Genomic DNA, 23,593 nt, shown 5'->3' on the forward strand with positions numbered 1-23,593 from the left:
TATAAACCCTATCAAATTACCCTATATTAGAATCGAATTTAGGTTACAAAGCAACAAATTGCACGTTAAAACGCATTTAAAAACGTAATAGGAAAATGGATTGGCGATATAATACGATTTGGTTCGAACAAATAAAAACGGGCAATTATCTTAACCAGGATCTAAAGAGAAAGCCAATAATAGATGACAATTTTGTTCACGCCGAATATGCTATTCTTTGGCATTTGAAACATAAGGCAAATTTATTTGAAAATCTGCCCGCTTCTGATAATCTATTGTATTTGGAACTCAATTGGGCGAATCTGAAAGACTTTCAGGGAATCGCAAAATTTGATAATCTAAAACGGCTGGAACTGCACTATTGCACTAAACTCGAAGACGATTTAGGATTATCTCAATTCAAAAGAAACCTCCAATACCTTCATATCAATCAATCGAAAAAGTTTCAGTTCGGTGATGATTTATTAAGTTTAAGCAATCTGAGAGTTCTTTGCCTGAATAGTTGCGGATCAATTGACAATCTTTCATTTCTGAAATTTTTTCCTAATCTAATAGATTTTAGATTTGTTGACACCAATATTATTGATGGTGATTTAACACCAATAATTGAACATCCTTCTATAAAAACTGTCGGATTCCTTAATAAACGGCATTATAATCTCAAGGATGAACAATTAGAAAATGAATTGCGATCAAAGGCTAAGGTTGAATACATGCACTTTGCATATAAAGGACAATACCAAACATCCAGATACGATTATTAGCAGGTAGCAAGTTCAATACCCACCGATGTTCGAAGTCTCCTTCGAACAACTATGCCTGTAGTCTCTGACTACAGGATGCCAAAACAATCAATCGACATCACAATACCATCAATACCCCCGTATCCCGCCCTTTCACACCTGCTTAAATAATAATTAAATAAAGTATACACTTACCATTTAAACTTATTAAATTTGATATACTACTCAGTTGATATACAGCGCCTACATACCGATTGGGTATATCATTTAAATTTAATCATCATGAAAAAGTTTGGAATTATTGTAGCCATTTTGGGTATTGCACTGTTTGTTGTCAGCAACTTTTTTTACAAAAAAACATCCAATGCTGTTGATAGCAGCGGCAGCAAAGAAATTGTTACCGGCCCCAATGGCAGCTGGACATTTAAGCTACCTGTGTTTGCCGGCGGCGCCCTGTTTGTAATTGGCCTGGTATTCTTCGCTGCATCGCGAACCGATAACCAACACCACGATCATTTGATTTGAGTAGAATCAAGTGAACTGTTCCTCCCATCAACCGGGAAAACATCCCGAATAACCTTGCTATGCACTTTTTTGAATTTTGACTTCCAACTTTTGACTTAAATATGGCGTTGCCCCCACCGGTAGAAGTGTGGGCCGCGCTTTACGCTCATACTACACAGGCCTTAGCCACGTCGGCCGGTATCCGCTGCAATCGCTAACGCAAAAGTTGCTGCTCAAGTCGGACAGCCAAGTAAACAATTATTGCACCTTTGAAAGGTTATTTACAATCGATTAATGCAAACATTAACCAATCAGAATTTGGCAGTGAAATAAATATTTCTCTCCTCCTGCAGCTTCTGTCGCTTTCTTAACCCACTCTTCCTTCTGTTCCTCTGCTTTTGCAGATTCAAATAGCTGCATTTTATAATACTGCGCAACTACAAAAAGACAATCTAAGAGTTTAGTCCCGCTGGCAGCACAATATATTGATGGTTCTGGTGACCTAAGATCATCTAATAAAACAGCCTCATCCGTGATATAATCATAAGCATAATAAAAACTATAGAAAGAATTAAACCCCCAAATTTTAAAAGGTCTCGGAGCATTTTCATCTGTTTTCCTTAATTGTTCCAGACCAGGAAATAAGGTTATCGTATCTAAACAATAAACCATCTGGTCATATATGCCCCGAAACGCTTCGAACTCTTCTTTCAAGATATCAATTTCCCAATCATCTTGAAAAGAAACGGGAAAACCATTTGTGATTAACTCCTCTTTAGTCGGTTTCAATTCTTGAATCGACTTTAAAAATTTTCTTAATTTCATATTTGTAAAATCCTGAGTTGTTCAAAGGTACTGACTCATATCTTCACCTTCCTATTTCAACACAAATAAATCTCCCAATTATATACTGTAGCTGCAAACTACAGGAAGCCCAAAACAATCAATATCAATGATACCATAATTCCCGCGTAATTTAGATGTGCTTGATACATGATCTTCGGCACGACAAACCAAACCCGCCCTAACCGGGTTTTGATGAATCCTAAATATGGTGTTTTTGTTTTAGGATAAACACATAAAGAGGTTACTGTAGTTGCAAACTACAGGCATAGTAGTTCGAAGAGACTTCGAACAGCCAAAGAACTTTTGAATTTTGACTTTTGAATTTTGAATTTACAACTTCCCCTTCACATAAATCACCTGTTTAGTTTCAAAAAACTCTTCGGTAAAATAATCTTTAAGGTGATATTGCTGCACTTTAAGGCCCGATTCTTTAATCTCCTGGTCAAGGTCGCCTCCCTTTAAATACAGGATACCATTGGCCAGTTTATTGCCCGACTGCTTTTTGAATTTGGTACGTACCCAAGGATAAAAATCTTTTAATTGGGTTACCGCGCGCGATACTACGAAGTCAAAATTCTCGTCAATTTCTTCGGCGCGGGCATGGGTAGCCTTCACATTGGTAAGGCCCAGCGCTTTAGCAACTTCCTGAACAACCTTTATTTTTTTGCCGATAGAATCAACCAAATGGAAAGAGGTTTGGGGAAATAATATAGCCAACGGAATACCAGGAAAACCGCCGCCTGTGCCTACGTCAAGCACACTTTCGCCCGGTAAAAAAGGCATTATTTTGGCAATACCCATGGAGTGTAATACATGGCGCTCATACAGCAAATCAATATCCTTGCGGGATATTACGTTAATCTGGCTGTTCCACGTGTTATATAATTGGGGCAGCTGTTCTATTTGGCTACGCTGGTGTACAGTTAATTCGGGGAAATATTTAAAAACGATATCAGATGTCATCCCTGTTAAAGCGGTTGATGATGTTACCAAGCAGGTACCTGGCCCTAAACAATTGTGCCTTTACCGTACCTAATGGCAAATCCAGCTGTTGTGCAATTTCCTCGTACGATAGCTCATCAAAATAACGCAAAGTAATGAGGTTACGGTAGCGCGGCGGTAAGCTCTCTATCAACAATTTAAGCTCCTGTGTTTGCTGTTTTTTGATGGATGTTTCTTCCGGGTTCAGTACATCAGCCTTTATTTGCAATGGCTTTTCGTCGCCATCTTCATCCGTCATCCCGTGGATAGATTGGGTATTGAGTTTCTTTTTGCGGATAAAATCAATACAATTATTGGTTGCCACCCTAAAAAGCCAGGTGCTGAAGGCATAGTCGGGCTGGTATTTTTCCAGTTTTTCAAATGCCTTGGCAAAGGTTTCCACGGTAAGGTCCATAGCGTCCTCTTTATTGTTCACCATTTTAAGCACCATAAAATAAATGGAGTCTTTATAACGGTGCATCAGGTCGGCATAGGCTTTCTGGTCGCCCGTGCGGGCCCTCACTACCAGGTGAAAATCGTTCTTGGCGTTCTCGGTAAAATTTGCGTTTATTTCCATTGGGTGGTTTTTAAAAGTAGCCCAACTAATCCAAATCCAATTAAATACATATAATATATGATATCAAAAAATGGTAAATACCAAATCAGATCTTTGCCATCCAGCTTCTTGAAAACCTTATTATAGATTAATAATTGGATAATCAGTCTAAAGAGCAACAAACCTAATGCCAATAACGGTTCGAATTTACAAACCAGGCATAGTATAAGCAGCATGTAAAACAAAAAACCGCTAACAGCATCAAAAATAAGCATTTTACGGTGCTTTGCCTTATAAAGTTTCCCTACACCTGCATGCCTTTTCTTTTGCCTGAACCATGATGGCAGGGTTGATTTTGCGGCAGTATAAACAAAAGATTCGGGATGTATTTCAATGGCCGTATTATCAGGAGTGGAATGCTGGTTTACAAACAAATCGTCATCGCCCGATATCACATGCATATGTGATGCAAAGCCTTTGGCGCTAAAAAACAACGTTTTGGTGTAGGCCAGGTTGCGTCCAACCCCCATATAAGCATCGCCGTTTAAGGCATATGAAAAGTAATTGGTGGCGGCCTTTACCGATTCGAACCGGGTAAACCAGTTTAAAAAGCCCCGGGTTTTGTAATAAGGCGAGTAGCCCAAAACTATTTGTGCCCCGCCGCCAAAATTAGCTATCATACGGGTTATCCAATTTGCCGATACAGGTTTACAATCGGCATCGGTAAATAAAAGGTATTCGTTTTTTGAAGCTTTTATCCCCAATGTAAGCGCGAATTTTTTCCCGGTTTTAAAGCGGTCGTGCTCGGTTATGGTAACCACTTTTAGGTTGGGGTACCGGCGCTGCATATCCTCCAAAACCTCATCTGATGTATCGTACGAGCAATCGTTTATCACCACAACTTCAAAATCGGGATAGTTTTGTTCCAGTATAGATGGTAGGTTTTCCTGCAGGTTTTGCGCCTCGTTACGGGCAGCAATAATTACAGAAACAGGTATTAAAACAGTTGGTAACTCATCATGGGGCTTGTAACCGGCAAGGCTGATGTGATTGCTTACCAGGTAGTACAGCTGAAAAATAAAACAGAGCTGAAAAAGTAGAAAAAGTACGATTTGTATATAAGTTTCCAATGAACAAAAATAATCAGGCAAAGTTGTTAAAATTACACGAATTTAAAGGGCCTAATCGGCTTAAATTTGAGGGTTTAGATTGAGAGAGCTGGCAGTAGTTTTCCACACATTTCATGTAAGACAAAAATGTGTTGATAAGTAGCTAGTCATTTATGTCGCCTGGAGGTGCTCAATACGAAACTTTAATAGAAACCGATTACTTGTTTTTAGTGTTAAATAATTTGTGGTCTATAAAGAGCTCTTAAATCCCAATATATTAGGATAGTAAAAACTCTCTCCAGGACAAGAGCAATACTTTAAAATCTACTAACGGAATCTCAATTGGATTTACCCCATCTTTTGCCGTGATAATCAAACTATTATAGGTTAAAGTTCCATACATCCTGGTTAAACCATCGCTGTAATCAGGATCTTCAACCGATTCAAATTGGCCGTCAAGGCAACGATCAATATCTAACAAAAAATCACCTATGTCATCAATTTGCCGCCATATGTATATGTAGGAACTAATTGCATTGTTGCTTCCGTTTGTCAGTTTGGTTCCGTCTCCAGCTGTGTAAAAGTTAACATCGTATTTCTTTAAAATTTCGCTATTCATACTAATGTCACCGTAATTTTTTATTTAGATGATTATAGATACTAAGATGACTTTTTATTTACATGGTTGTCAAGATGTAAATAATTCTTTTTTTACTGGATTAAATTTAGGAGTTGAGAGAACTGGTAGTAGTTATCCAAACATTGGGGTGAATGGTATATATGGATAAGCAGCCTCACCCGATGCTGTCATCCAGCGTATACACCCTCCACTTTTGCCAGGCGCCGGCCATCTTCATTTTGGGCCGAATAAGGAATAAACTTTTATATTTGACTATGCCAAACAATAACCCACCTGTTACCGGGAAATACATCGACCCCTTAGTTGACTTTGCCTTTAAAAAAATATTCGGCAGCGAACCTAACAAAGATTTGCTGATGGCTTTTTTAAATGAAGTATTCCGGGGCCGTAAACATATTGTAGACTTAGTTTATAACAAGACCGAATACCCGGGCGACTTAAAGGACGAAGGCTCAGCTATATTCGACTTACTTTGCACGGGAGATAAAGGCGAACGTTTTATAATTGAGGTACAACGGGCAAAACAGGGGTATTTTAAAGAAAGGGCTTTATTTTATACTTCCCGCCTCATCAGCGACCAGGCTCCAAAAGGCAAACGGAACGCCTGGGGCTACAATATTACCGAAGTATATTTAATAGCCTTGTTAGAAGATTTTACACTGGAAGATAGCCCGGCGAATAGCTACCTGCATGATATTTGCCTGTGCAACAGGGATACCGGTGAAATATTTTACGATAAGCTGGGTTATACCTATATAGAATTGAGTAAATTTGTGAAAACGGAAACCTATTTAGGCACGGATTTGGATAAATGGCTCCATGTATTAAAAAACATGAGCCGGATGGAAAAAATTCCGGTTTATCTTCGGAAACCCATATTTGAGAAATTGTTCAGTATTGCAGAATATACAAACCTGACAAAGGAGGAAAAAACGATGTACGATAACAGCTTAAAATACAAGTGGGATAATAAGAATGTGCTGGATTATGCCGTATCCACAGCAGAGGCCAGAGGTGAGGCGAAAGGTATGGAAAAAGGCATGGAGAAAGGTATTGAAAAAGGTAAACTTGAAGAATCAATCGCCATTGCGCATGAAATGAAAAAAGATGGCCTGCCCCTTGCCCAAATTTCAAAGTTTACTAAACTATCTGTTGAAGAAATAGAAAAGCTTTAGTTGGTTTTGCCAAATTCGCCCCTCCGATCTTTATAGGTTTACGAAAAAGATTCCGGTTTATCTTCAGAAGCCCATATTTGAAAATTATTCAGCATTGCAGCATATACAAACCTGACAAAGGAGGAAAAAGCGATGTACGATAGCAGCTTAAAATACAAGTGGGATAATAAGAATGTGATCGATTATGCCCGGCAGGAAGGTATGGAAAAGGGCATTGAAAACGGTAAACTTGAAGAAGCCATCGCCATCGCGCGCGAAATGAAAAGGGACGGCCTGCCACTTGCCCAAATTTCAAAATTCACTAAACTTTCTGCTGAAGAAATAGAAAAGCTTTAGTTGGGCAGTGCTCATCGCTTTTTAATTATAAATAGGCAGAGCCTCTGTAAAAGACGCCAGGACACAAGACAATTTGCTTATTTTTTCCATAATGTCTTTGCGCGAAAAATCTATAAAACAAGATCATATGACAGGTTTCTTTACCAAGATTAACTCAACATAATTGATCATAAAACTTTAAACGTAATTTCCGTGGAGGAGATTTATAGGGGGCTGGGCTGCTCCCTTTTTTTTGCTAATTTTACCCCCTCGAAATGAAATTTAAATTAGCAGCACAAGACCCACTTTCAAAGGCCCGTGCCGGTGAAATTACCACCGATCATGGCACTATTGAAACCCCCATATTTATGCCCGTTGGCACGGCCGGCACTGTTAAAGCGGTACACCAGCGCGAGCTTAAAACAGACATTGAGGCCCAGATCATATTAGGCAACACTTATCATTTATACCTGCGACCAGGATTAAACACGCTGGAAAGCGCCGGCGGCCTGCATAAATTTAATGGCTGGGATGGCCCCATTTTAACCGATAGCGGCGGTTACCAGGTATATTCGCTTACCGAAGTACGTAAGATAAAGGAGGAAGGCGTAACCTTCCGCTCGCATATTGATGGGTCAAAACACCTGTTTACACCCGAAAATGTGATGGATATTCAGCGTGTTATTGGCGCCGATATCATCATGGCTTTTGACGAGTGTACGCCCTACCCCTGCGAGTATGGTTATGCCCGCCGGTCGATAGAAATGACGCATCGCTGGCTTAAAAGATGCTGCGACAGGTTTGATAGTACAGAGCCAAAATACGGCTACAGCCAAACACTTTTCCCGATTGTACAAGGCTCGGTTTATAAAGATTTAAGGGTAAAATCGGCCGAAGTTATCGCCTCTTTTGAGCGCGAAGGGAATGCTATAGGCGGCCTTTCGGTAGGCGAACCTGCCGAAGAAATGTACGCCATGACCGAAATTGTATGCAATATTTTGCCCGAACACAAGCCGCGTTACCTGATGGGCGTGGGTACACCTATTAATATATTAGAAAATATTGCCCTGGGAATTGATATGTTTGATTGTGTTATGCCTACCCGGAATGCCCGCAATGGCATGCTTTTTACCAAAAACGGCATCATCAATATCAAGAATGAAAAGTGGAAAAATGACTTTAGCGCCATTGAAGATGACAGCGATTTGTTTGCCGATAAGGAATACAGCAAGGCATATTTACGCCATCTGATTCACTCGGGCGAGATGCTTGGGGCGCAGATTGCTACCCTGCACAACCTCCATTTTTACCTGTGGCTGGTTAAGGAAGCCCGTAAAAAGATCATTAGCGGCGAGTTTTATGCCTGGAAGAATATGATGGTTGGCCGCCTTGGCCAACGATTATAATTGCATAATGATCAAATAATGCACCATAAAAAGCGTTGCTTACATAATATAAACCATGGCTTTAAAAAACAATTAATTTGCCGATGAGGACTTTTATACACCGGTACCTGATGGTAATAGACAGGTTTATTATTAAAAAATACCTGGGTACCTTCGTGTTTACGATGGCTATTTTCGCGGCTATTTCGGTAGTATTTGACATCTCCGAGAAGCTGGATAACTTTACCAGCAGGCATGCCACACTGCACGATATTGTGTTTAAATACTACGCCGGTTTTGTGCCTTTTTACCTGAATTTGCTATCGCCGTTAATTAACTTTCTGGCGGTAATTTTCTTCACGGCAAAGATGGCCAACCAAACAGAGATCGTCCCGATCCTGAGCGGCAAGGCCAGCTTTAACCGCTTTTTAAGACCTTATTTTATCGCTGCTACGCTTATATTTATCGTGTCGTTTTTTGCCAATGTGTACCTTATCCCGTATACAAACCACCTTAAAAACGACTTTGAAAATGCCAACGGCATCACCGATAACGACCCTACCAAGAGCGAGGTGCACATGCAAATTGACAAACACACCTTTGTTTACCTGGCCAATTACGACCCAACTGTGCATACCGGTTACACCTTTATTATGGAAAAATTTAACGGTGATACCCTGCGCGAAAAGCTGATTGCGCAGCAGGTAACCTACGATTCGGTGAAAAAAATCTGGGCTTTAAAAGACTATTCGGTTAGGTATGTGAGAGGCTTAAAGGAGCAATGGGTACATAATCCGGGCCAAAAAGACACCGTTTTAGACATGCACCCAACCGACTTTATTGTATACGATAACGTATATGCGGCCATGTCATTAAGCGAGCTGAACAAGAATATCAATAAGGAAAAGCTACGCCGCCCCGAGGTTTTAAACAACCTTTATTACGAAAAATACCACCGTTTTGTATACCCTTTGTCGGCCTATGTTTTAACGATTTTGGGCGTCGCGCTGTCGTCCCGCAAGGTTCGCGGCGGGGTTGGACTACCACTGGGGATAGGCATTTTGTTGTGTTTTACCTACATCATCATCGAGAAATTCTCCATCGTTTTTTCGATAAAAGGAGGTGTTCCGCCAATTTTTACCGTACTAATTCCTAATACTTTGTTCGGCATTTTAGGCTATTATGTGTTGTTAAAAGCCCCGAAATAGTAAAAAGTTACTGTATAAAACTTGTACAAAACTTGAAATAAATTGCAAAAAATTGGATAAAAATAGCCCAAAAGTGCTCAATAAGAACCTGATTATCCTCCATTTTACAGTTTTTATCTGGGGATTTACCGGTATTTTGGGCCAGTTAATCACCATTTCGGCGGTACAATTGGTGTGGTACCGGGTACTTATTGCATTTGTTTCGTTGTTTTTGTACTTCAGATTCAGCAAAACCGACTTCAAAGTTGAGCGAAAAACCATGCTAAAAATGGTCTTTACAGGTGCTTTGGTGGGCGGCCATTGGATCCTTTTCTTCGCATCTATCAAGCTTTCTACCGTGCCTGTGTCGCTGGTTTGCCTTTCAAGTATCACTTTATTTACCGCCATTTTTGAGCCGCTGATTAACAAAACCAGGATCTCAAAACTGGAAATCATGGCTGGTTTATTAATCATTACCGGCATCGTATTAATTTTTAAATTCGAAACTCAATACACTAAGGGAATTATAGCCGGACTGGCGAGCGCGGTTTGCGCAGCGCTTTTCGCTATCATCAATTCCCGGTTTGTTAAAAAAAGCGAAGCCCCTATCATCGCTTTTTATGAGCTAACCGGAGCGTTTTTTTGGATCTCATTATATCTTTTGGCAACCAACGGATACAACCAAAAACTACTTTTAAAGCCGGCAGATATTGGCTACCTGGTACTGCTTGGCACTGTGTGTACCTCCCTGGCCTACGTTGCCGGGGTATCTGTAATGCGCGAGCTTTCGGCCTTCCGTGTGGCGCTCATCACCAACCTGGAGCCGGTGTATGGCATCATCATGGCTTTTATTTTCTTCGGCGACATGAACAAAATGTCCCTCGGTTTCTGGGGCGGCTCGGTGCTTATCCTGTCAACCATCTTCCTGTACCCGGTTGCCCAGTCGCAAATTTCCAGGCGAAAAAATCGCGCCTGATACTTTGATTATTCCTGGTGATACCCTATCCACCTGGATTAATTTTACCCCTCATTTTTCTTTTCAGATGGCACTCTCATCTCATAAAATTTTTCACTCAGTCATGTATTCCCGGTCCTAAAACAGGGCTGAATAGGGGATAAATCCCCCTGCCGTAAAATGCCATTTTTAAGCCCTCTGAGCAATTATAATTTTCCGGCACATTCATGGCTGTTTAAATCAACTCGCGTCGATTAGCGCCAAAATCTCATTTTTAGTTAGTGTATATATAGTTACAAATAGTAAAAGTGACCAGAAGTGACGTTAAGAGCTTTTTTTCGAAAAAAAGCAACTAAAAAAATCAAAAATAAACATTCATATAAAATATATAACAATTTAAAAATCAATAGTATATATCGACTATCAAAAGTAAAAGTTAAACAAAGGCAAGCTAAGTTAAATCTCAAAATACTAAAATAATTAGCATAACAAAATAACAAATACATAAATTGTATTTATACTTCAGTAAATGAGATATTTAAACTTTGTTATTTAACCAAATAGTGCACTTCAACATTCGGGACGTAGCAAAAACACAAAGTGTACTGAATATAAAAATGAGAATTCTAAATAAATGAAGCCAGCTACCCCTTTTGTATACCGGGCCAAAAAATGAGCTGAAAAAAATTGCTTCTCATCAAAGAAAATGCCCAGGTAATTTGCATCAAAAAATTCCCGGATTAGAGAAGTTGAAAGTGTACAGCCGGGCTGATTAACGCCGATAAAAATTACAAGACCAGGACGATTGTCCGCCCACTTCCCTACCGAAAAATCCACCGTTAAAAACAAGCAATTTTTTCGTGACGGAATCTAACTCAAAAATTTTTCCGGGTAAAAGAAGACAGGTATAGACAGAAAAATCAGATCGGGAATAATCACAAATTTGAAACATCAAACTACCGGCCGTCCCACTGTCTCAAATCTCACATCTGATATCTCCAATCTCTCTCCTATCTAAAACCACTTTTATTTCAGCATTAAAAACTGCATCTTGTATTAACTGTTAACTTTATTAAATCAAAACATCATGAGCATCAAAACCATCACCATTGTTATCATTACTATTTTGCTTACGGCCGCCCTGGCCCAAAATACCGACAATGTAACCTTCGCGTTTTTGTTCATGAATTTCAGGATATCCAAACTGGCCATTATGATTACCATGACGGTGATTGGTTTTGTTTTGGGCTTTATGATTGGCCGCCCCAAAAAAGCAAAATATGACATTGAAGGCTACCACGACAGCATCCACCAAAAAGAAGATAAAAATACACTAAGTGACGAAGACAGGGACTACATTAACTAACACTATGAAAAACAAAATCGGATTTATCGGCCTGGGCAACATGGGCATCCACATGGCCAAAAGCCTCATCGACTCAGGCTATCATCTGCAAGTTTACAACCGCACCCTCAACAAAGCCGACGAGCTTGACGAGGCCGCCATCACCAAATGCCAAACGCCAGCTGAAGCGGCCGCCAGTGTACCTGTCGTGATCACGATGCTATCAGAAGATGATGTGCTGCGAGAATCGGTTACAGGGCCCGACGGAATTTTAAAAACGCTACAGCCAAATGCTGTGCACATATCTATGAGCACTATATCGCCCGAAACGGCTGTTGAGCTGGCAAAAGCCCATGAGCAGGCAGGCAGCCATTACCTGGCCGCGCCCGTGTTTGGAAGGCCTGAAGCGGCTGCAGCCAAAAAACTTTTCATCTGCGTTTCGGGCCCGCAATCAACAAAAGATGCTGCCAGGCCGGTGCTGGATTGCCTGGGGCAGGCCGTGCACGATTTTGGCGAAGAAGCTGGCGGCGCCAACGTGGTAAAGATTACCGGCAACTTCATGATCATGGCATCAATGGAAATGATGGCCGAAGCTTACACCCTTGCCGAGAAGAACGGACTTGACCGCGCGCAGGTGGCTAATTTTTTCGGCTCCACGTTATTCAACGCACCCATTTATCAAAACTACGGCAGGCTGATTGCAAACCGGCAATATGAACCCGTAGGATTCAAAGCCAAATTAGGCTATAAAGACGCGCGCCTTGCGTTTAAATTGTCGCAAACGAGTTACACACCCATGCCACTTGTAAACGCCGTCCACAGCCGCTTATTAAGCGCCGTTGCAAAAGGGCTTGGCGACAGGGACTGGGTAGAAGGCTTTGGCCGTGGCGTAAGCGAAGATGCGGGGCTTTGATTTCGGATTTGGGATTTTCGATTTCGGATTTATTCGATTTAGAAATTTGATTTTCTCCGTCTTGATTCTTGACTCTTGATTCTTAAAAAAAATTTGAACACCCCGTATTTTATATCCTAATTTCGCCGTTGTTGAATTAATTAAAAAATTATCTTCTATTTATGATAAAACAAGCTTTTGTATGGATGGCGGTTTGCGCACTGGGCACAACTATGTCATGCCAGGGAAAACCAACCGATAAATCAGCAGGCGCATCTGCCACAAGCCCTGCTCCTGCTGTAGCTGCCCCGGCAGATAACAAGGCCATCATGGCACGCAAACAGGTACCCATTGTTTGCTACCACCAGATACGTGACTGGAAACCCACCGATTCAAAAAATGCCAAAGATTACATAGTGCAGGTAGCCGCATTTAAAGAGCATATAAAAATGCTGGCCGATAGTGGTTACCATACCATCCTGCCCGATCAGTTATACGCCTACCTTACAACCGGTGCGGCGTTACCTAAAAAACCCATCATGCTTACATTTGATGATACCGACCTTGACCAGTTTACCATTGCCAACCCCACGCTTAAAAAGTACGGCTTTAAGGCAGTTTATTTTGTGATGACAGTATCATTAGGCCGCCCGCGTTATATGACCGCAGACATGGTTAAAAAGCTATCAGACGAAGGCAACGTGATTGCCAGCCATACCTGGGACCACCACCGGGTTGACAAGTACTCGCACAACTCCGAACTGAAGATCATCGGCAAAAACGGGAAAGTAACCATCAGGCCGGTTGACGACTGGGTTACCCAGATAGACAAGCCAACCAAAAAACTGGAAGAAATTACCGGGAAAAAAATAGAATACTTTGCCTACCCTTTCGGCATCTGGAAAAAACCTGTATTGCCCGAAATGCAAAAGAAAGGTTTTAAAATAGCCTTCCAGCTTGCCGATAAACGCGACCCGGATTATCCGCTGATGACCGTACGCCGTATTTTAGATAGCGGCTACTGGACAACAAAGACTTTTAGCAATAGTGTAAGAAATAGTTTCTAAGCCCCCTACCCCCCTGACGGGGGAATGTAAAAACGGCCTTTTTTTTTAGAAGGGCCGTTTTTGTTTATTAAACATAACCAGATGATTGCGAAATTCGAAGCGGTTGCGAACGAACAACCTGAATAGTCAGTGACTGTCGCACTGCGCTTATAGCAGCACGTTTATAAATAACTGACTTTCAAGGATATATTTTAGTAAATTATGTCATTGCGAGGCACGAAGCAATCGCGAACTATGTATGGCGAACCTGCACCGTCCGCGATTGCCACGCTATCGCTCGCAATGACATGGTTGTTGTAATGCTCTAAAGCCAACACCTCATCCCCGTTTTTTCAGGATCATCCCGATGATTACTCGCAATGACGTATGGAGAGATATAAAAAAAGCCCGCTATTCAAATAACGGGCTTCCAAATATTTTACGATCAAAATTAGTGAGCGTGATGGCCATCCGGACCATGCGCGTGGCCATGCGATAATTCTTCTGGCGTGGCGGGGCGTACGTTCAGGATGCTGCCTTTAAAGTGCAGTTCCTGGCCGGCCATAGGGTGGTTAAGATCAACTATTACCGAATCTTCAGCTATAGATACCACCTGGGCCTGGAAACGGTTGCCGTTGTTATCCTGTAAAGGCAAAATGCTGCCAATTTCAGGAATCTCGGTGCCCTGGAACATTTCCTTAGGCAGGTTGGCTACTGCTTCTTCATCGTATTCGCCATAAGCATCGCCTGCGGCTAAACGAAATTCGTAAGCATCGCCTGTTGAAAGGTTGCTTAAATTTTCTTCAAATTTGGGCAGCATCTGGCCGGCACCAAACAAAAAGGTTAAGGGTTGTTCTTGTGTGGCACTTTCTGTTAAAGTTTCGGTACCATCCTGGTCAACATACAAATCGTAAGTTAATGACACTACGTGCTGTGGTTCAATCTTCATTGTTACTGTTTTTATAAATAAGCAATCAGGCCTGCATTTGTTTTAGTGCGTCGGCCGTGTTATTAGCAGGTAATCCGCAGGTTTTATCTATACAAACAAAAATTTGTGTTGATTTACCAAACTTATCCTGTAACAAAGGTAAACTTCCTTTTGTACCACCCAATATAATTTTATTGGGTATGTAATTATTTTCAAGTTCCTTTCTTACAGTTTCGGCTTCGAGGCCGGTTACGGCAACTTCATAAATACCATACACCTCATCAAGCAATAACATAGTCCAGTTTGAATAAGCCGTACCATACTTTGCCAGTTGCGGCATAATGTTGCGTAACAGCTGTGCCGAAACCGCTGCATAATTTTCATTATCAAAAAGCAGGCCTAATTTTTTAAGGCTGTGTGCCATTGCCGAGTTACTGGCGGGCGTAACACCATCCATAATTTCGGATTTGCGGGCTATTAATTGCTCGTCATCATCGGCTGTGTAAAAGAAAATACCATTGGCTTCATCGTAATAATGAGCCATTGCAGTATCGGCAAGCGCTTTTGCCTGCTGCAGCCAATCTTCATTAAAGGTAACTTCATACAGGGCGATAAGGCCATCTATGATATTGGCATAATCATCCAAAAACGCTACCGGGATACCATCAATTACCGGGCTGCCGTAAACCCGTGATAGCCTGCCATTTTGACCTAAAAGATTATTCATGATAAAATCTGCGTTCTTCAAAGCCAATTCCAGGTACTCCGGTTTTTCAAAAGCCCGGTAGGCCTCGCACAGGCCTTTCAGCATTAAACCATTCCATGATGCCAGTATTTTGTTATCCAAACCGGGTCTTATACGGTAACGGCGGGCTTCGAATACTCTTTTGCGGGACGCTTTTATTTGTATGAGCAAATCATCCACCCCTAAACCCAACTTTTTGGCCAGTTGACCGTCGGTTTCTTTGCGAAACAGCACGTTGGAGTGTTCTTCTTCCCAGTTGCCATCTTCGGTAATATGGTAGTAAATACAGAACAGATCGGCATCATCGCCTAAAATGGTTTCTATTTCGGCTTTAGTAAAAATATAAAACTTACCCTCTACCCCTTCGCTATCGGCATCAAGGGCCGAGTAAAAACCCATATCCGGCGAAGCCAGCTCGGTGGTGGCGAAATGAATAATCTCATCAACCACCGTTTTATACAATTCATCGGGCTGCCAGGTGTGGGCTTCGGAGTACAGGGTAATGAGTTGGGCGTTATCATACAGCATTTTTTCAAAATGCGGCACATGCCAGCGGCCATCAACCGAGTAGCGTGCAAAGCCACCACCTATGTGGTCATAAATGCCACCAAAAGCCATTTTATGCAGGGTTAATTTTACCTGTTTGGCAATTTCTTCGTCGTTGGTTAAATGCGCATACCGCGTCAGCAACTGCCAGTTATTGGGCATCGGGAATTTTGGCGCATTGCCGGTACCTCCCTCGTGCCCGTCGAAATAGCGCTTCCAGTTATCGCCGATAACTTTCAGGTCGTCCTTTGTATAATCCGGCTGATCGGCTATAAATTGGATCGATTCATATTTTTGGATCCCGTCCGTCAGACGAACCGCATATTCTTCGGCTTCCTCAGGTTTTTGTTTATAAAAATCGGCCAGGTTAAACAGCAGCGATGTCCAGTCGTTTTTACGAAAATAGGTGCCGCCATAAATTGGCCGCTGATCGGGCAGGCAAATGCAGTTTAGCGGCCAGCCGCCACGACCGCTCATCAGCTGCACGGCGCTCATATAAATCTGGTCAACATCAGGCCGCTCTTCCCTATCCACTTTAATACAAACAAAATATTCATTCATAACGGCCGCCACGGCTTCGTCCTCAAAGCTCTCGTGCTCCATTACGTGGCACCAGTGGCAGGCCGAGTAGCCAATGCTTACCAATATCAGCTTATCCTCGGCTTTGGCTTTATCCAGCGCTTCTTTACCCCAGGGATACCAGTTTACAGGATTATTAGCGTGCTGCAATAAATATGGAGAGGTGGAATTTGCGAGGCTATTCATAATAGTAGATTTGTGCGTTATAAATGCAATGTGCGAATATAATTGTACCTGTAGGTTAAAGCGGGATTATTTGGAAAAGTTTTAGGGGGCGATTGTTAATTATAATCATTCAGACAATTCGGGAAAAATGTCTTCAAACATCTGTTTTGCTATTTGCCTAACGTTGGTAACAGATGCGGATTTGTTGTTTACCATCAAATAAGCGCTATGCTTGTTATCGGCATAATGCGTAAAGGTTTCTGCGCCAAAAAGCGCATGCATCGTCATTTTATATATCCTAAACCTCTTGGTTAATTGTTTTGGCTCTTCAAACCCCGATTCTTTTGAGATCGTATTAGCGCCTATAAACCCAAAACTTGCCAATCGATTTTTTTGATAGATGTGAAACATGATCCTGATACAAGTGGATATAATCCTGGATCCTTTATTCTCGTTGGTTAACAAATGATATTTTAGTGGGTTTTGCTTATCTTTCTTAAGATAAAACTTCACTATATAAATATGATTAGTATAAGCCTCAACTTCTACCAGGTAATAATTACGATCCGATTTAAAACTGTAGGTAATAACTTCTTTCAGATATTTTTTATTGTGTGTTTTATCAACTCCTACTTTGGAGAATTTATACCAAGAATCAAACACTTAGGGGAGAAGGTATTTATAAACAGAGGGCCTGGAAGCATTAATTTCTTCGGCAGTAATTTTCACCAAGTTTAAACTAGCTTTTTTATGTAAAGGCTTAACTAACGCATCTGCGCTTTTGCTTTTAGTTACGTCTTTAGTTACTGCGGATGGATTGCTCATAAATATGTGCTCCTGCTTTATACAAATATACATTATCAATTAATTATTTCAAACTAGCCAATTTCCATTTTGACTAAGTGCTTACAAAGTGTACCACCCCGTACCAGGGTATTTCAGACCGTACCACCCTGTCTCATGGTGTGTCAGGGTGTTTCATTCCCAGTTGGTACACACACTTTATGGGTATTACATAGTATCCCAATTATGTTAAACCCATTTAATTCCACTCACTTAAGCCTCCACATTACCAACTTCACAATTTAATTCCCTTTATTTGCGGTTTTTATTATTGACTGACAAAAATGCGTTATTTAAAACTGATCAACACTTTATGTGCTGTTGGCCTGTTTGCATTGGCAAACCCGGCATCGGCACAAACCGACTCTGTTAAGTATAATCACCAGGAGTCATTTGGCCCCATTACCTGGCCGGTAACCGGGCAGGGCACCCGCTCAAATGCCGGTAAACCATCGCCAACTTATTGGCAAAACCGTGCCGACTACCAGATTAAAGCCGCCCTGAACGAAGGTAAAGACACCACCATTACCGGCGAAGTTACCATCACCTATACCAACAACAGCCCCGACCAATTAGACTACCTGTGGCTACAGCTTGACCAAAACTTATTTAAACCCGACTCGCGCGGCGCGGCAGTTACCCCCTACACCGGCGACCGCTTTGACGTGCGCGGCTTTAGCCGCGGCGGTTACCACATAGGCTCGGTTGAGGTTACCTACAAAGGCGAAACCTATAAAGTTGCCCCTGTTGTTACCGATGCCCGCATGCAACTGCGCCTGAATGCCCCAATGGATGGTAAAGGCGAAAAAATAAGCGTAAAAATAAACTACGATTTTGCCATCCCTTTTTATGGCGCCGACCGTATGGGCCGCAAAAAATTCAAACAGGGTTATGTTTACGAAATTGCCCAATGGTACCCGCGCATGTGCGTTTATGATGATGTAGAAGGCTGGAACACCCTACCCTACATGGGTCTTGGCGAGTTTTACTGCGAATACGGCGATTTTGACTATTACATAACTGCCCCTGCCAATATGGTAGTTGTAGGATCGGGCGATTTGCAAAACCCCGAAGAAGTATTATCGCCCGCACAATTAGCCCGTATGGCCGAAGCCAAAAACAGCGATAAAACCGTTATGCTTATTAAGCAGAATGAAGTTGGCAAAGCGGCAACCCGTCCGTTTAAAGGCTGCCTTACCTGGCATTATAAAATGCTGAACAGCCGCGATGTGGCTTTTGGCGCATCAAACGCTTTTATATGGGATGCGGCAAGGGTTAATTTCCCCTCGGGCCGTAAAGGTATCGCTATGTCGGCTTATCCTATTGAAAGTTCGGGCACCGATAGCTGGGGCCGGTCAACCGAGTACCTGAAAAACAGCATGGAAATTTACTCTAAAGCTTATTTCGAATATCCATGGAACTCGGCCGTAAACATATCCGGAGTTGCTTTGGGTATGGAGTACCCGGGCGCTATATTTTGCCTTGGCGGCCTTAAAAAAGGGCAGCTCTGGGGAGATGTTACCCATGAAATTGGGCACAACTGGTTCCCGATGATAGTAGGCTCAAACGAGCGCAAATACATGTGGATGGATGAAGGTTTTAACACTTTTATTAACGAGTATGCTTCGCAGCAGTTTAACAACGGCGAGTATAACGATACCAGCAAACAGGCGCAGCGAACTTTAAGCATGTACCGCAACAGTAAAGATCCGCTGATGACGGCGCCTGAAGCAATAGGACTTAACGATTACGGCCAGTATTATGTTAAAACCGCTTTGGGTATGGACATTTTACGCAATGTGGTATTGGGCCCCGAGCGTTTTGACTATGCTTTTCACGAATACATTAAAAACTGGGCATTTAAACACCCCCTGCCTTATGATTTATTCCGCGCGATGAACGATGCCAGCGGCGAAGACCTGAACTGGTTTTGGAAAGGCTGGTTTACCACTACCTGGAAAATTGACCAGGCCATTACCGGCGTTAAGTACGTTGATGATAACGCCACAAATGGCGCTTTGATCACCATCACCAATAACGAAAAAATGGCAATGCCTGTTGATCTGAAAATTACCCAGGCCAATGGCAAGGTTGAAACCCTGCACCTACCCGTAAACGTATGGCAGCGTGGCGGAGTATGGACGTTTAAATATCCTTCAACATCAAAAATTAAATTGATGGTGATTGACCCTGAACAGGAACTACCTGATGTTGATTTGAAAAACAACGTTTACTACGGGGAGTGATTTTAATTATTGAATTACTGATTTAGTGATTTGTAGAATATAGAATGGCGATGAGTTAAAACACATCGCCATTTTTTATGTACCCGTTTTAATTAAAAATTGTAACAAAATAAATTCATTCCCGTATATACAACATATTGGAATATTAATGTCGTTTAATAGTTATTTGCCGATGGGAGTTATTGATTCAGGTACGAGTTTTTTTGTCATAGATGACGAAGAGTTGGATTGTGTTATTGTGAAAGCGTTGATGAAAAAGATTTTGGTAGACCCCAAAATTGATTCTTTCCAAAATGGCAAGAGCGCAATAGATCAGCTTATCAAAATCAATGATAGCAACCCTGAGCAGCTTCCTGATTTTATTTTTCTGGACCTGGCTATGCCGGTAATGGACGGATGGGAATTTTTGGCCGAATTTGACAGGTTAAAAATCGATTCGCTAAAGAAAAGCAAAATCTATATTCTCACCTCGTCTGTAAGCATCGACGACGTAACCAGGTCAAAACATAACCCTCTTGTAATCGACTTTATAAATAAACCGTTAGATTTTGAAAAAATAAAAAACATTTTTGCCCATTCCTGAATTTAATATAGAACCAGTTATATTCACATGGCTAAAAATATTTTAATCATCGAAGATGACGACGACATTCTTGCCGTACTTACAACCGTTTTAAATTTTAATAATTTTTCGGTCAGTGGCATCAATCGTACCGATGATATTATCGGGTCGATAAAAAACTTCTCGCCCGACCTGGTTTTAACAGATTATATGTTGCCCGGGTTAAACGGCGGTCAAATTTGCCTCCTGATCAAAAAAAATAAAGAAACGGCCCATATCCCGGTGGTATTAATATCGGCATATCATGAAATGGCCATATCACTGGCAAACTTTGGTTACGATGCTTTTGTACCAAAGCCCTTTGATATTAATAAACTGGTGAAAACCATCAATAAGTTTTTGAATTGACAGGGAGTACTACCATCGCTTAACGATTTAAAACCTTAAAACGAGCTTCATTGCACCTTGTCTAATTATCTTCTTTTAAAACAAGGTCGATATTTATCCAATTGTCATCTCCCTTATACTTAATTTTTCCACTATAATTTGAGCGAAGATTGGCTCCGAAAGAATTTTGAGCATCGACGTATGAATCAATATAGAATACGCTGTCACCTAAATATTTCACTCTTCCATCAGAGCCGGTAGGAAAATCCGCTGTTGCAGGAGCCTTTAGTTGTTTTTTGATAAACTCTTCGGACATCACATATGCATCGACATCCAATTTACTGATGTCTTCTGCTTCATGTTTATCTTTAGACGCACTTTTACTGGGCCAGGTTATATAGCCGATAATCAAAAATATTACACCAATTATAAGTGACCCTTTCAATTGCTCTTTTGTAACTGGTTGATTTGGGTTGTTGGGTTTAATTTTATTACCTATTGATCCGACTATAGCTATAAAAGCTAAAAAGTAAAATATTATGCTTAGGATTATCATTGTGGTATTAGGCTAATTAACGGCAATATAGTTAAAGATATCTAATACTGATATGGTAAGACCACCCCATTCCGGCTATAAAATATCCTTATTTAATATTCCTACTTGACCCCCATCGCCAAATACCCCGCCAGGGCATTTATCCTGCCGGCCACAACCCCTATCTGCTGTTTCGCTTCGTTCCAATTGCGTTGCTCAATAGCTTCGCGGATGCCGGGGATGGTTTTAACACCGTAACCGGTATAAAAACCGGGCGCATAAATGGTGTGTTTGTACCAGCCACGGCGTGGCAACCCTTCGGTGGCAAGCAATTGCTGCTCGGCCTGGTACAGGAGTTTGTTTAGTTTATCGTGGTCGCCATCTTTTAGGGCGGCGGCGCTCCAGTAGGCAGCCATTTTGTCGGCGCTTTTCTTTAGCGAATCCAACGAGGCGGTTAATGGTTTAAAATCAATTGGAGGTACCGTATCTTTAGCGACCGGCGCTTTATACAGGCGGGTTGGGTCGGCAGCCAGGGTGTAATCATTAGCTTTTATGAGTTGGTTATCAATTTTGGTGGCTTCACGGGTATCATCTGCAAGCTTGGTTAGCTCGGTGGTATATTTGGCAATGGTGACCTGCAGGCTCCTGAAATCAAATGGTAATACTTCGGCATCGGCCATGCGTAATACCGAGTGGCCGGCAGTTTGGGCCAGGGCAACACCGTAAGCAAAATCAGGGTCTTTAAAACGTTTGTAATCATCAAACGAATCATAAATGGAATGATATTCGCCCCCGCCGTCTTCGCCGCCAAAACCAAAATCGAGCGTAGGGATACCCAAATGCTGCAGGAACGAAGAAAAATCAGATCCTGAACCCAGTGCCTCCAGCTTTTCGCCTTTGCGTTCCAATATCTCTTTCTTATCGCCGGTTGATTTGGCATTTACCAGTTGCATCGCCTTTTTCCTGTCGAACACGCTTACTTTGGTTTGCGGGTCGGTTATGCCACTCGTTATCTCGTCAATAAAGCTTTCCAGTGCCTGCGAACCGCCTGCTCCCAAAAAGCCACGGCCATTACTATCCGAGTTGATGTATACCACCGTTTTTTGCTGCAATTCTTTATCATGAGCCTCGGCATACTCGGTTGATCCTAACAGTCCTGGTTCTTCGCCGTCCCATGAGCAATATATGATGCTGCGTTTGGGTTTCCAGCCGGTTTTTAACAGGTCGCCAAGTGCTTTGGTTTCTTCAATCATGGCAGCCTGTCCGCTTATAGGGTCGTTGGCACCGTTAACCCAGGCATCATGGTGGTTTCCGCGCATTACCCATTCATCCGGGTAGGTTGATCCTTTAATTTTGGCAATTACATCATAGGCGGGCACCATGTCCCAGTTAAACTCCATTTTAAGGTGTACAACCGCGGCACCACCGCCTATGTGATAAGTTATAGGTAATGAACCTGCCCATCCGGCAGGCGCCACAGGCCCATCAAGCGCGGCCAATAAAGGCTGGGCATCATGATAGCTGATGGGCAGCACCGGTATCTTTAATATCGTGGTTGCATCCTTTCTATCCAAACGTTTGGCATCTTTTGTTGCGCCAACGCCCGGTGTAAGCGGATCGCCGGGGTAAATCACCATATCCATTACAGAGCCGCGCTGTACGCCAAATTCATTTTTGTAGGCCCCTTTGGGATATACATCGCCGGCGGAGTAGCCATCATCCGCAGGATCAGAGTAAATGATACAGCCTATGGCACCATGCTCATAAGCTACTTTGGGCTTTATGCCTCGCCATGAGCGGCCGTATTTTGCAATTACTATTTTACCTTTAACATCAATGCCCATTGCAGCCAGCTTAATATAATCATCGGGCAAACCATAATTTACAAATACCAGCGGGCCGCTCACATCGCCATCGGCACTCCAGGCATTATAAGTTGGCAGCTGATTGGGTTGGCCGGATGTGCCATCGTCCGGTACGGCCTGCTCTTTTAACACGGCTGTATAAGTTGTTGGCCCGGTTAGTTCAAGCACCCGCGTTTTGGGCGTTGGGAAAAGTACCGTGTAAGTTTCTATGTGTGCATCCAGCCCGTAGCTTTTGTACATGGCCAATATCTTTTCGGCCACGGCCTTGCTACCGGGCGAACCGATGTTATGCGGAAATGCTGAAAGTGTTTTAATGGTTTCGCCAATGCGCTGCGGACTTAAACCCGCATCAAACGTTTTTTCGGTTTCCAGTTGTTTTGCCGACGACGACGGTGTAAAGCCAATTAATGTTTTTTGCTGCGCGAAACTTGCCGCCGACAGCGCCAATAAGCCAAGGGTAAGGGTTTTCTTCATGACAGAGTATATGGTGATGCGTGAAGATAGCAAAATTTG

22 protein-coding genes and 1 pseudogene are annotated in these 23,593 nt (G+C 42.2%); 13 read left to right on the plus strand and 10 right to left on the minus strand.

The annotated features are described in order from the left end of the window. Positions 1–95: 95 nt before the first annotated feature. Positions 96–764, plus strand: coding sequence for a leucine-rich repeat domain-containing protein (locus AC1DXF_RS05275; protein WP_477446847.1), 669 nt, complete (start codon positions 96–98; stop codon positions 762–764). Positions 765–1,025: 261 nt separating this feature from the next. Continuing rightward, positions 1,026–1,268, plus strand: a complete 243-nt coding sequence (locus AC1DXF_RS05280) for a hypothetical protein (RefSeq protein ID WP_477446849.1) — start codon at positions 1,026–1,028, stop codon at positions 1,266–1,268. A 282-nt stretch (positions 1,269–1,550) separates the two neighbouring features. On the opposite strand, the gene AC1DXF_RS05285 is transcribed toward AC1DXF_RS05280, so the two are convergent. From AC1DXF_RS05285 to AC1DXF_RS05305, 5 genes are all read right to left on the minus strand, one after another. Further along, entirely contained in the window at positions 1,551–2,072 is a 522-nt protein-coding gene (locus AC1DXF_RS05285; protein ID WP_477446851.1) for a hypothetical protein, read from the minus strand. A gap of 351 nt (positions 2,073–2,423) precedes the next feature. Next, the gene (gene rsmG, locus AC1DXF_RS05290) at positions 2,424–3,056 is read right to left on the minus strand and encodes a 16S rRNA (guanine(527)-N(7))-methyltransferase RsmG (RefSeq protein WP_477446853.1); all 633 of its coding nucleotides are present in this window, start codon (positions 3,054–3,056) and stop codon (positions 2,424–2,426) included. After that, positions 3,046–3,651, minus strand: a complete 606-nt coding sequence (locus tag AC1DXF_RS05295) for an RNA polymerase sigma factor (RefSeq protein ID WP_295713138.1) — start codon at positions 3,649–3,651, stop codon at positions 3,046–3,048. Before AC1DXF_RS05295 ends, rsmG begins: the two co-directional genes overlap by 11 nt. Beyond that, a complete protein-coding gene (locus AC1DXF_RS05300; RefSeq protein ID WP_477446855.1) occupies positions 3,642–4,760 on the minus strand; it encodes a glycosyltransferase in 1,119 nt (372 codons plus the stop codon). Before AC1DXF_RS05300 ends, AC1DXF_RS05295 begins: the two co-directional genes overlap by 10 nt. A 256-nt stretch (positions 4,761–5,016) precedes the next feature. Beyond that, positions 5,017–5,358: a hypothetical protein gene (locus tag AC1DXF_RS05305; RefSeq protein ID WP_477446857.1), complete on the minus strand. Its 342-nt coding sequence runs from the start codon at positions 5,356–5,358 to the stop codon at positions 5,017–5,019. 275 nt (positions 5,359–5,633) lie between these two features. On the opposite strand from AC1DXF_RS05305, the gene AC1DXF_RS05310 reads away from it, so the two are divergent. The 8 genes and pseudogenes from AC1DXF_RS05310 (at position 5,634) to AC1DXF_RS05345 (ending at position 13,700) form a co-directional block, all read left to right on the plus strand. Then, positions 5,634–6,554: an Rpn family recombination-promoting nuclease/putative transposase gene (locus tag AC1DXF_RS05310; RefSeq protein ID WP_477446859.1), complete on the plus strand. Its 921-nt coding sequence runs from the start codon at positions 5,634–5,636 to the stop codon at positions 6,552–6,554. A 46-nt stretch (positions 6,555–6,600) separates the two neighbouring features. Then, positions 6,601–6,890 (plus strand): annotated as a pseudogene (locus AC1DXF_RS05315) (PD-(D/E)XK nuclease family transposase); the annotation flags it as partial. A 254-nt stretch (positions 6,891–7,144) separates the two neighbouring features. Next, complete coding sequence (tgt, locus tag AC1DXF_RS05320) at positions 7,145–8,275, plus strand: tRNA guanosine(34) transglycosylase Tgt (protein ID WP_477446861.1); 1,131 nt, start codon at positions 7,145–7,147, stop codon at positions 8,273–8,275. Positions 8,276–8,358: 83 nt separating this feature from the next. Then, the gene (locus tag AC1DXF_RS05325) at positions 8,359–9,462 is read left to right on the plus strand and encodes an LptF/LptG family permease (protein WP_477446863.1); all 1,104 of its coding nucleotides are present in this window, start codon (positions 8,359–8,361) and stop codon (positions 9,460–9,462) included. Positions 9,463–9,514: 52 nt separating this feature from the next. Further along, positions 9,515–10,417 carry a DMT family transporter gene (locus AC1DXF_RS05330; protein WP_477446865.1) on the plus strand — a complete coding sequence of 301 codons (903 nt, stop codon included), beginning with the start codon at positions 9,515–9,517 and terminating at the stop codon, positions 10,415–10,417. Between the two features lie 1,066 nt (positions 10,418–11,483). Beyond that, positions 11,484–11,762, plus strand: coding sequence for a LapA family protein (locus tag AC1DXF_RS05335; protein ID WP_477446867.1), 279 nt, complete (start codon positions 11,484–11,486; stop codon positions 11,760–11,762). Positions 11,763–11,766: 4 nt separating this feature from the next. After that, positions 11,767–12,654 (plus strand): NAD(P)-dependent oxidoreductase, encoded by an 888-nt coding sequence (locus AC1DXF_RS05340; protein WP_477446869.1) that lies wholly within the window; start codon positions 11,767–11,769, stop codon positions 12,652–12,654. A gap of 161 nt (positions 12,655–12,815) precedes the next feature. Then, the gene (locus tag AC1DXF_RS05345) at positions 12,816–13,700 is read left to right on the plus strand and encodes a polysaccharide deacetylase family protein (RefSeq protein WP_477446871.1); all 885 of its coding nucleotides are present in this window, start codon (positions 12,816–12,818) and stop codon (positions 13,698–13,700) included. Between the two features lie 430 nt (positions 13,701–14,130). Here the strand turns inward: AC1DXF_RS05345 and AC1DXF_RS05350 are convergent, their stop codons facing one another. From AC1DXF_RS05350 to AC1DXF_RS05360, 3 genes are all read right to left on the minus strand, one after another. After that, positions 14,131–14,628 carry an FKBP-type peptidyl-prolyl cis-trans isomerase gene (locus tag AC1DXF_RS05350; RefSeq protein WP_477446873.1) on the minus strand — a complete coding sequence of 166 codons (498 nt, stop codon included), beginning with the start codon at positions 14,626–14,628 and terminating at the stop codon, positions 14,131–14,133. A 25-nt stretch (positions 14,629–14,653) separates the two neighbouring features. Next, positions 14,654–16,663, minus strand: coding sequence for a thioredoxin domain-containing protein (locus AC1DXF_RS05355; RefSeq protein WP_477446875.1), 2,010 nt, complete (start codon positions 16,661–16,663; stop codon positions 14,654–14,656). Positions 16,664–16,768: 105 nt separating this feature from the next. Beyond that, positions 16,769–17,305 (minus strand): hypothetical protein, encoded by a 537-nt coding sequence (locus tag AC1DXF_RS05360; protein WP_477446877.1) that lies wholly within the window; start codon positions 17,303–17,305, stop codon positions 16,769–16,771. Positions 17,306–17,769: 464 nt separating this feature from the next. Here AC1DXF_RS05360 and AC1DXF_RS05365 point away from each other — a divergent pair, with 464 nt between their 5' ends. The 3 genes from AC1DXF_RS05365 (at position 17,770) to AC1DXF_RS05375 (ending at position 20,701) form a co-directional block, all read left to right on the plus strand. Further along, positions 17,770–19,731: a M1 family metallopeptidase gene (locus AC1DXF_RS05365; protein ID WP_477446879.1), complete on the plus strand. Its 1,962-nt coding sequence runs from the start codon at positions 17,770–17,772 to the stop codon at positions 19,729–19,731. A gap of 148 nt (positions 19,732–19,879) precedes the next feature. After that, complete coding sequence (locus tag AC1DXF_RS05370) at positions 19,880–20,314, plus strand: response regulator (protein WP_477446881.1); 435 nt, start codon at positions 19,880–19,882, stop codon at positions 20,312–20,314. Positions 20,315–20,341: 27 nt separating this feature from the next. Next, positions 20,342–20,701, plus strand: a complete 360-nt coding sequence (locus tag AC1DXF_RS05375; protein ID WP_477446883.1) for a response regulator — start codon at positions 20,342–20,344, stop codon at positions 20,699–20,701. Positions 20,702–20,762: 61 nt separating this feature from the next. On the opposite strand, the gene AC1DXF_RS05380 is transcribed toward AC1DXF_RS05375, so the two are convergent. Both AC1DXF_RS05380 and AC1DXF_RS05385 read right to left on the minus strand, forming a co-directional pair. Next, positions 20,763–21,236 carry a hypothetical protein gene (locus tag AC1DXF_RS05380; RefSeq protein ID WP_477446885.1) on the minus strand — a complete coding sequence of 158 codons (474 nt, stop codon included), beginning with the start codon at positions 21,234–21,236 and terminating at the stop codon, positions 20,763–20,765. Positions 21,237–21,337: 101 nt separating this feature from the next. Then, positions 21,338–23,554 (minus strand): transferrin receptor-like dimerization domain-containing protein, encoded by a 2,217-nt coding sequence (locus tag AC1DXF_RS05385; RefSeq protein WP_477446887.1) that lies wholly within the window; start codon positions 23,552–23,554, stop codon positions 21,338–21,340. Between the last annotated feature and the right edge of the window lie 39 nt (positions 23,555–23,593).

Source organism: Mucilaginibacter sp. P2_A5, from assembly GCF_056404995.1.

Excerpts from the sequence above, each read along its gene's own strand:
- AC1DXF_RS05275 (WP_477446847.1), top strand. The coding sequence starts at position 96 with ATGGATTGGCGATATAATACGATTTGGTTCGAACAAATAAAAACGGGC.
- AC1DXF_RS05280 (WP_477446849.1), top strand. The coding sequence starts at position 1,026 with ATGAAAAAGTTTGGAATTATTGTAGCCATTTTGGGTATTGCACTGTTT.
- AC1DXF_RS05285 (WP_477446851.1), bottom strand. The coding sequence starts at position 2,072 with ATGAAATTAAGAAAATTTTTAAAGTCGATTCAAGAATTGAAACCGACT.
- rsmG (WP_477446853.1), bottom strand. The coding sequence starts at position 3,056 with ATGACATCTGATATCGTTTTTAAATATTTCCCCGAATTAACTGTACAC.
- AC1DXF_RS05295 (WP_295713138.1), bottom strand. The coding sequence starts at position 3,651 with ATGGAAATAAACGCAAATTTTACCGAGAACGCCAAGAACGATTTTCAC.
- AC1DXF_RS05305 (WP_477446857.1), bottom strand. The coding sequence starts at position 5,358 with ATGAATAGCGAAATTTTAAAGAAATACGATGTTAACTTTTACACAGCT.
- AC1DXF_RS05310 (WP_477446859.1), top strand. The coding sequence starts at position 5,634 with ATGCCAAACAATAACCCACCTGTTACCGGGAAATACATCGACCCCTTA.
- tgt (WP_477446861.1), top strand. The coding sequence starts at position 7,145 with ATGAAATTTAAATTAGCAGCACAAGACCCACTTTCAAAGGCCCGTGCC.
- AC1DXF_RS05325 (WP_477446863.1), top strand. The coding sequence starts at position 8,359 with ATGAGGACTTTTATACACCGGTACCTGATGGTAATAGACAGGTTTATT.
- AC1DXF_RS05335 (WP_477446867.1), top strand. The coding sequence starts at position 11,484 with ATGAGCATCAAAACCATCACCATTGTTATCATTACTATTTTGCTTACG.
- AC1DXF_RS05340 (WP_477446869.1), top strand. The coding sequence starts at position 11,767 with ATGAAAAACAAAATCGGATTTATCGGCCTGGGCAACATGGGCATCCAC.
- AC1DXF_RS05345 (WP_477446871.1), top strand. The coding sequence starts at position 12,816 with ATGATAAAACAAGCTTTTGTATGGATGGCGGTTTGCGCACTGGGCACA.
- AC1DXF_RS05350 (WP_477446873.1), bottom strand. The coding sequence starts at position 14,628 with ATGAAGATTGAACCACAGCACGTAGTGTCATTAACTTACGATTTGTAT.
- AC1DXF_RS05355 (WP_477446875.1), bottom strand. The coding sequence starts at position 16,663 with ATGAATAGCCTCGCAAATTCCACCTCTCCATATTTATTGCAGCACGCT.
- AC1DXF_RS05365 (WP_477446879.1), top strand. The coding sequence starts at position 17,770 with ATGCGTTATTTAAAACTGATCAACACTTTATGTGCTGTTGGCCTGTTT.
- AC1DXF_RS05370 (WP_477446881.1), top strand. The coding sequence starts at position 19,880 with ATGTCGTTTAATAGTTATTTGCCGATGGGAGTTATTGATTCAGGTACG.
- AC1DXF_RS05375 (WP_477446883.1), top strand. The coding sequence starts at position 20,342 with ATGGCTAAAAATATTTTAATCATCGAAGATGACGACGACATTCTTGCC.
- AC1DXF_RS05380 (WP_477446885.1), bottom strand. The coding sequence starts at position 21,236 with ATGATAATCCTAAGCATAATATTTTACTTTTTAGCTTTTATAGCTATA.
- AC1DXF_RS05385 (WP_477446887.1), bottom strand. The coding sequence starts at position 23,554 with ATGAAGAAAACCCTTACCCTTGGCTTATTGGCGCTGTCGGCGGCAAGT.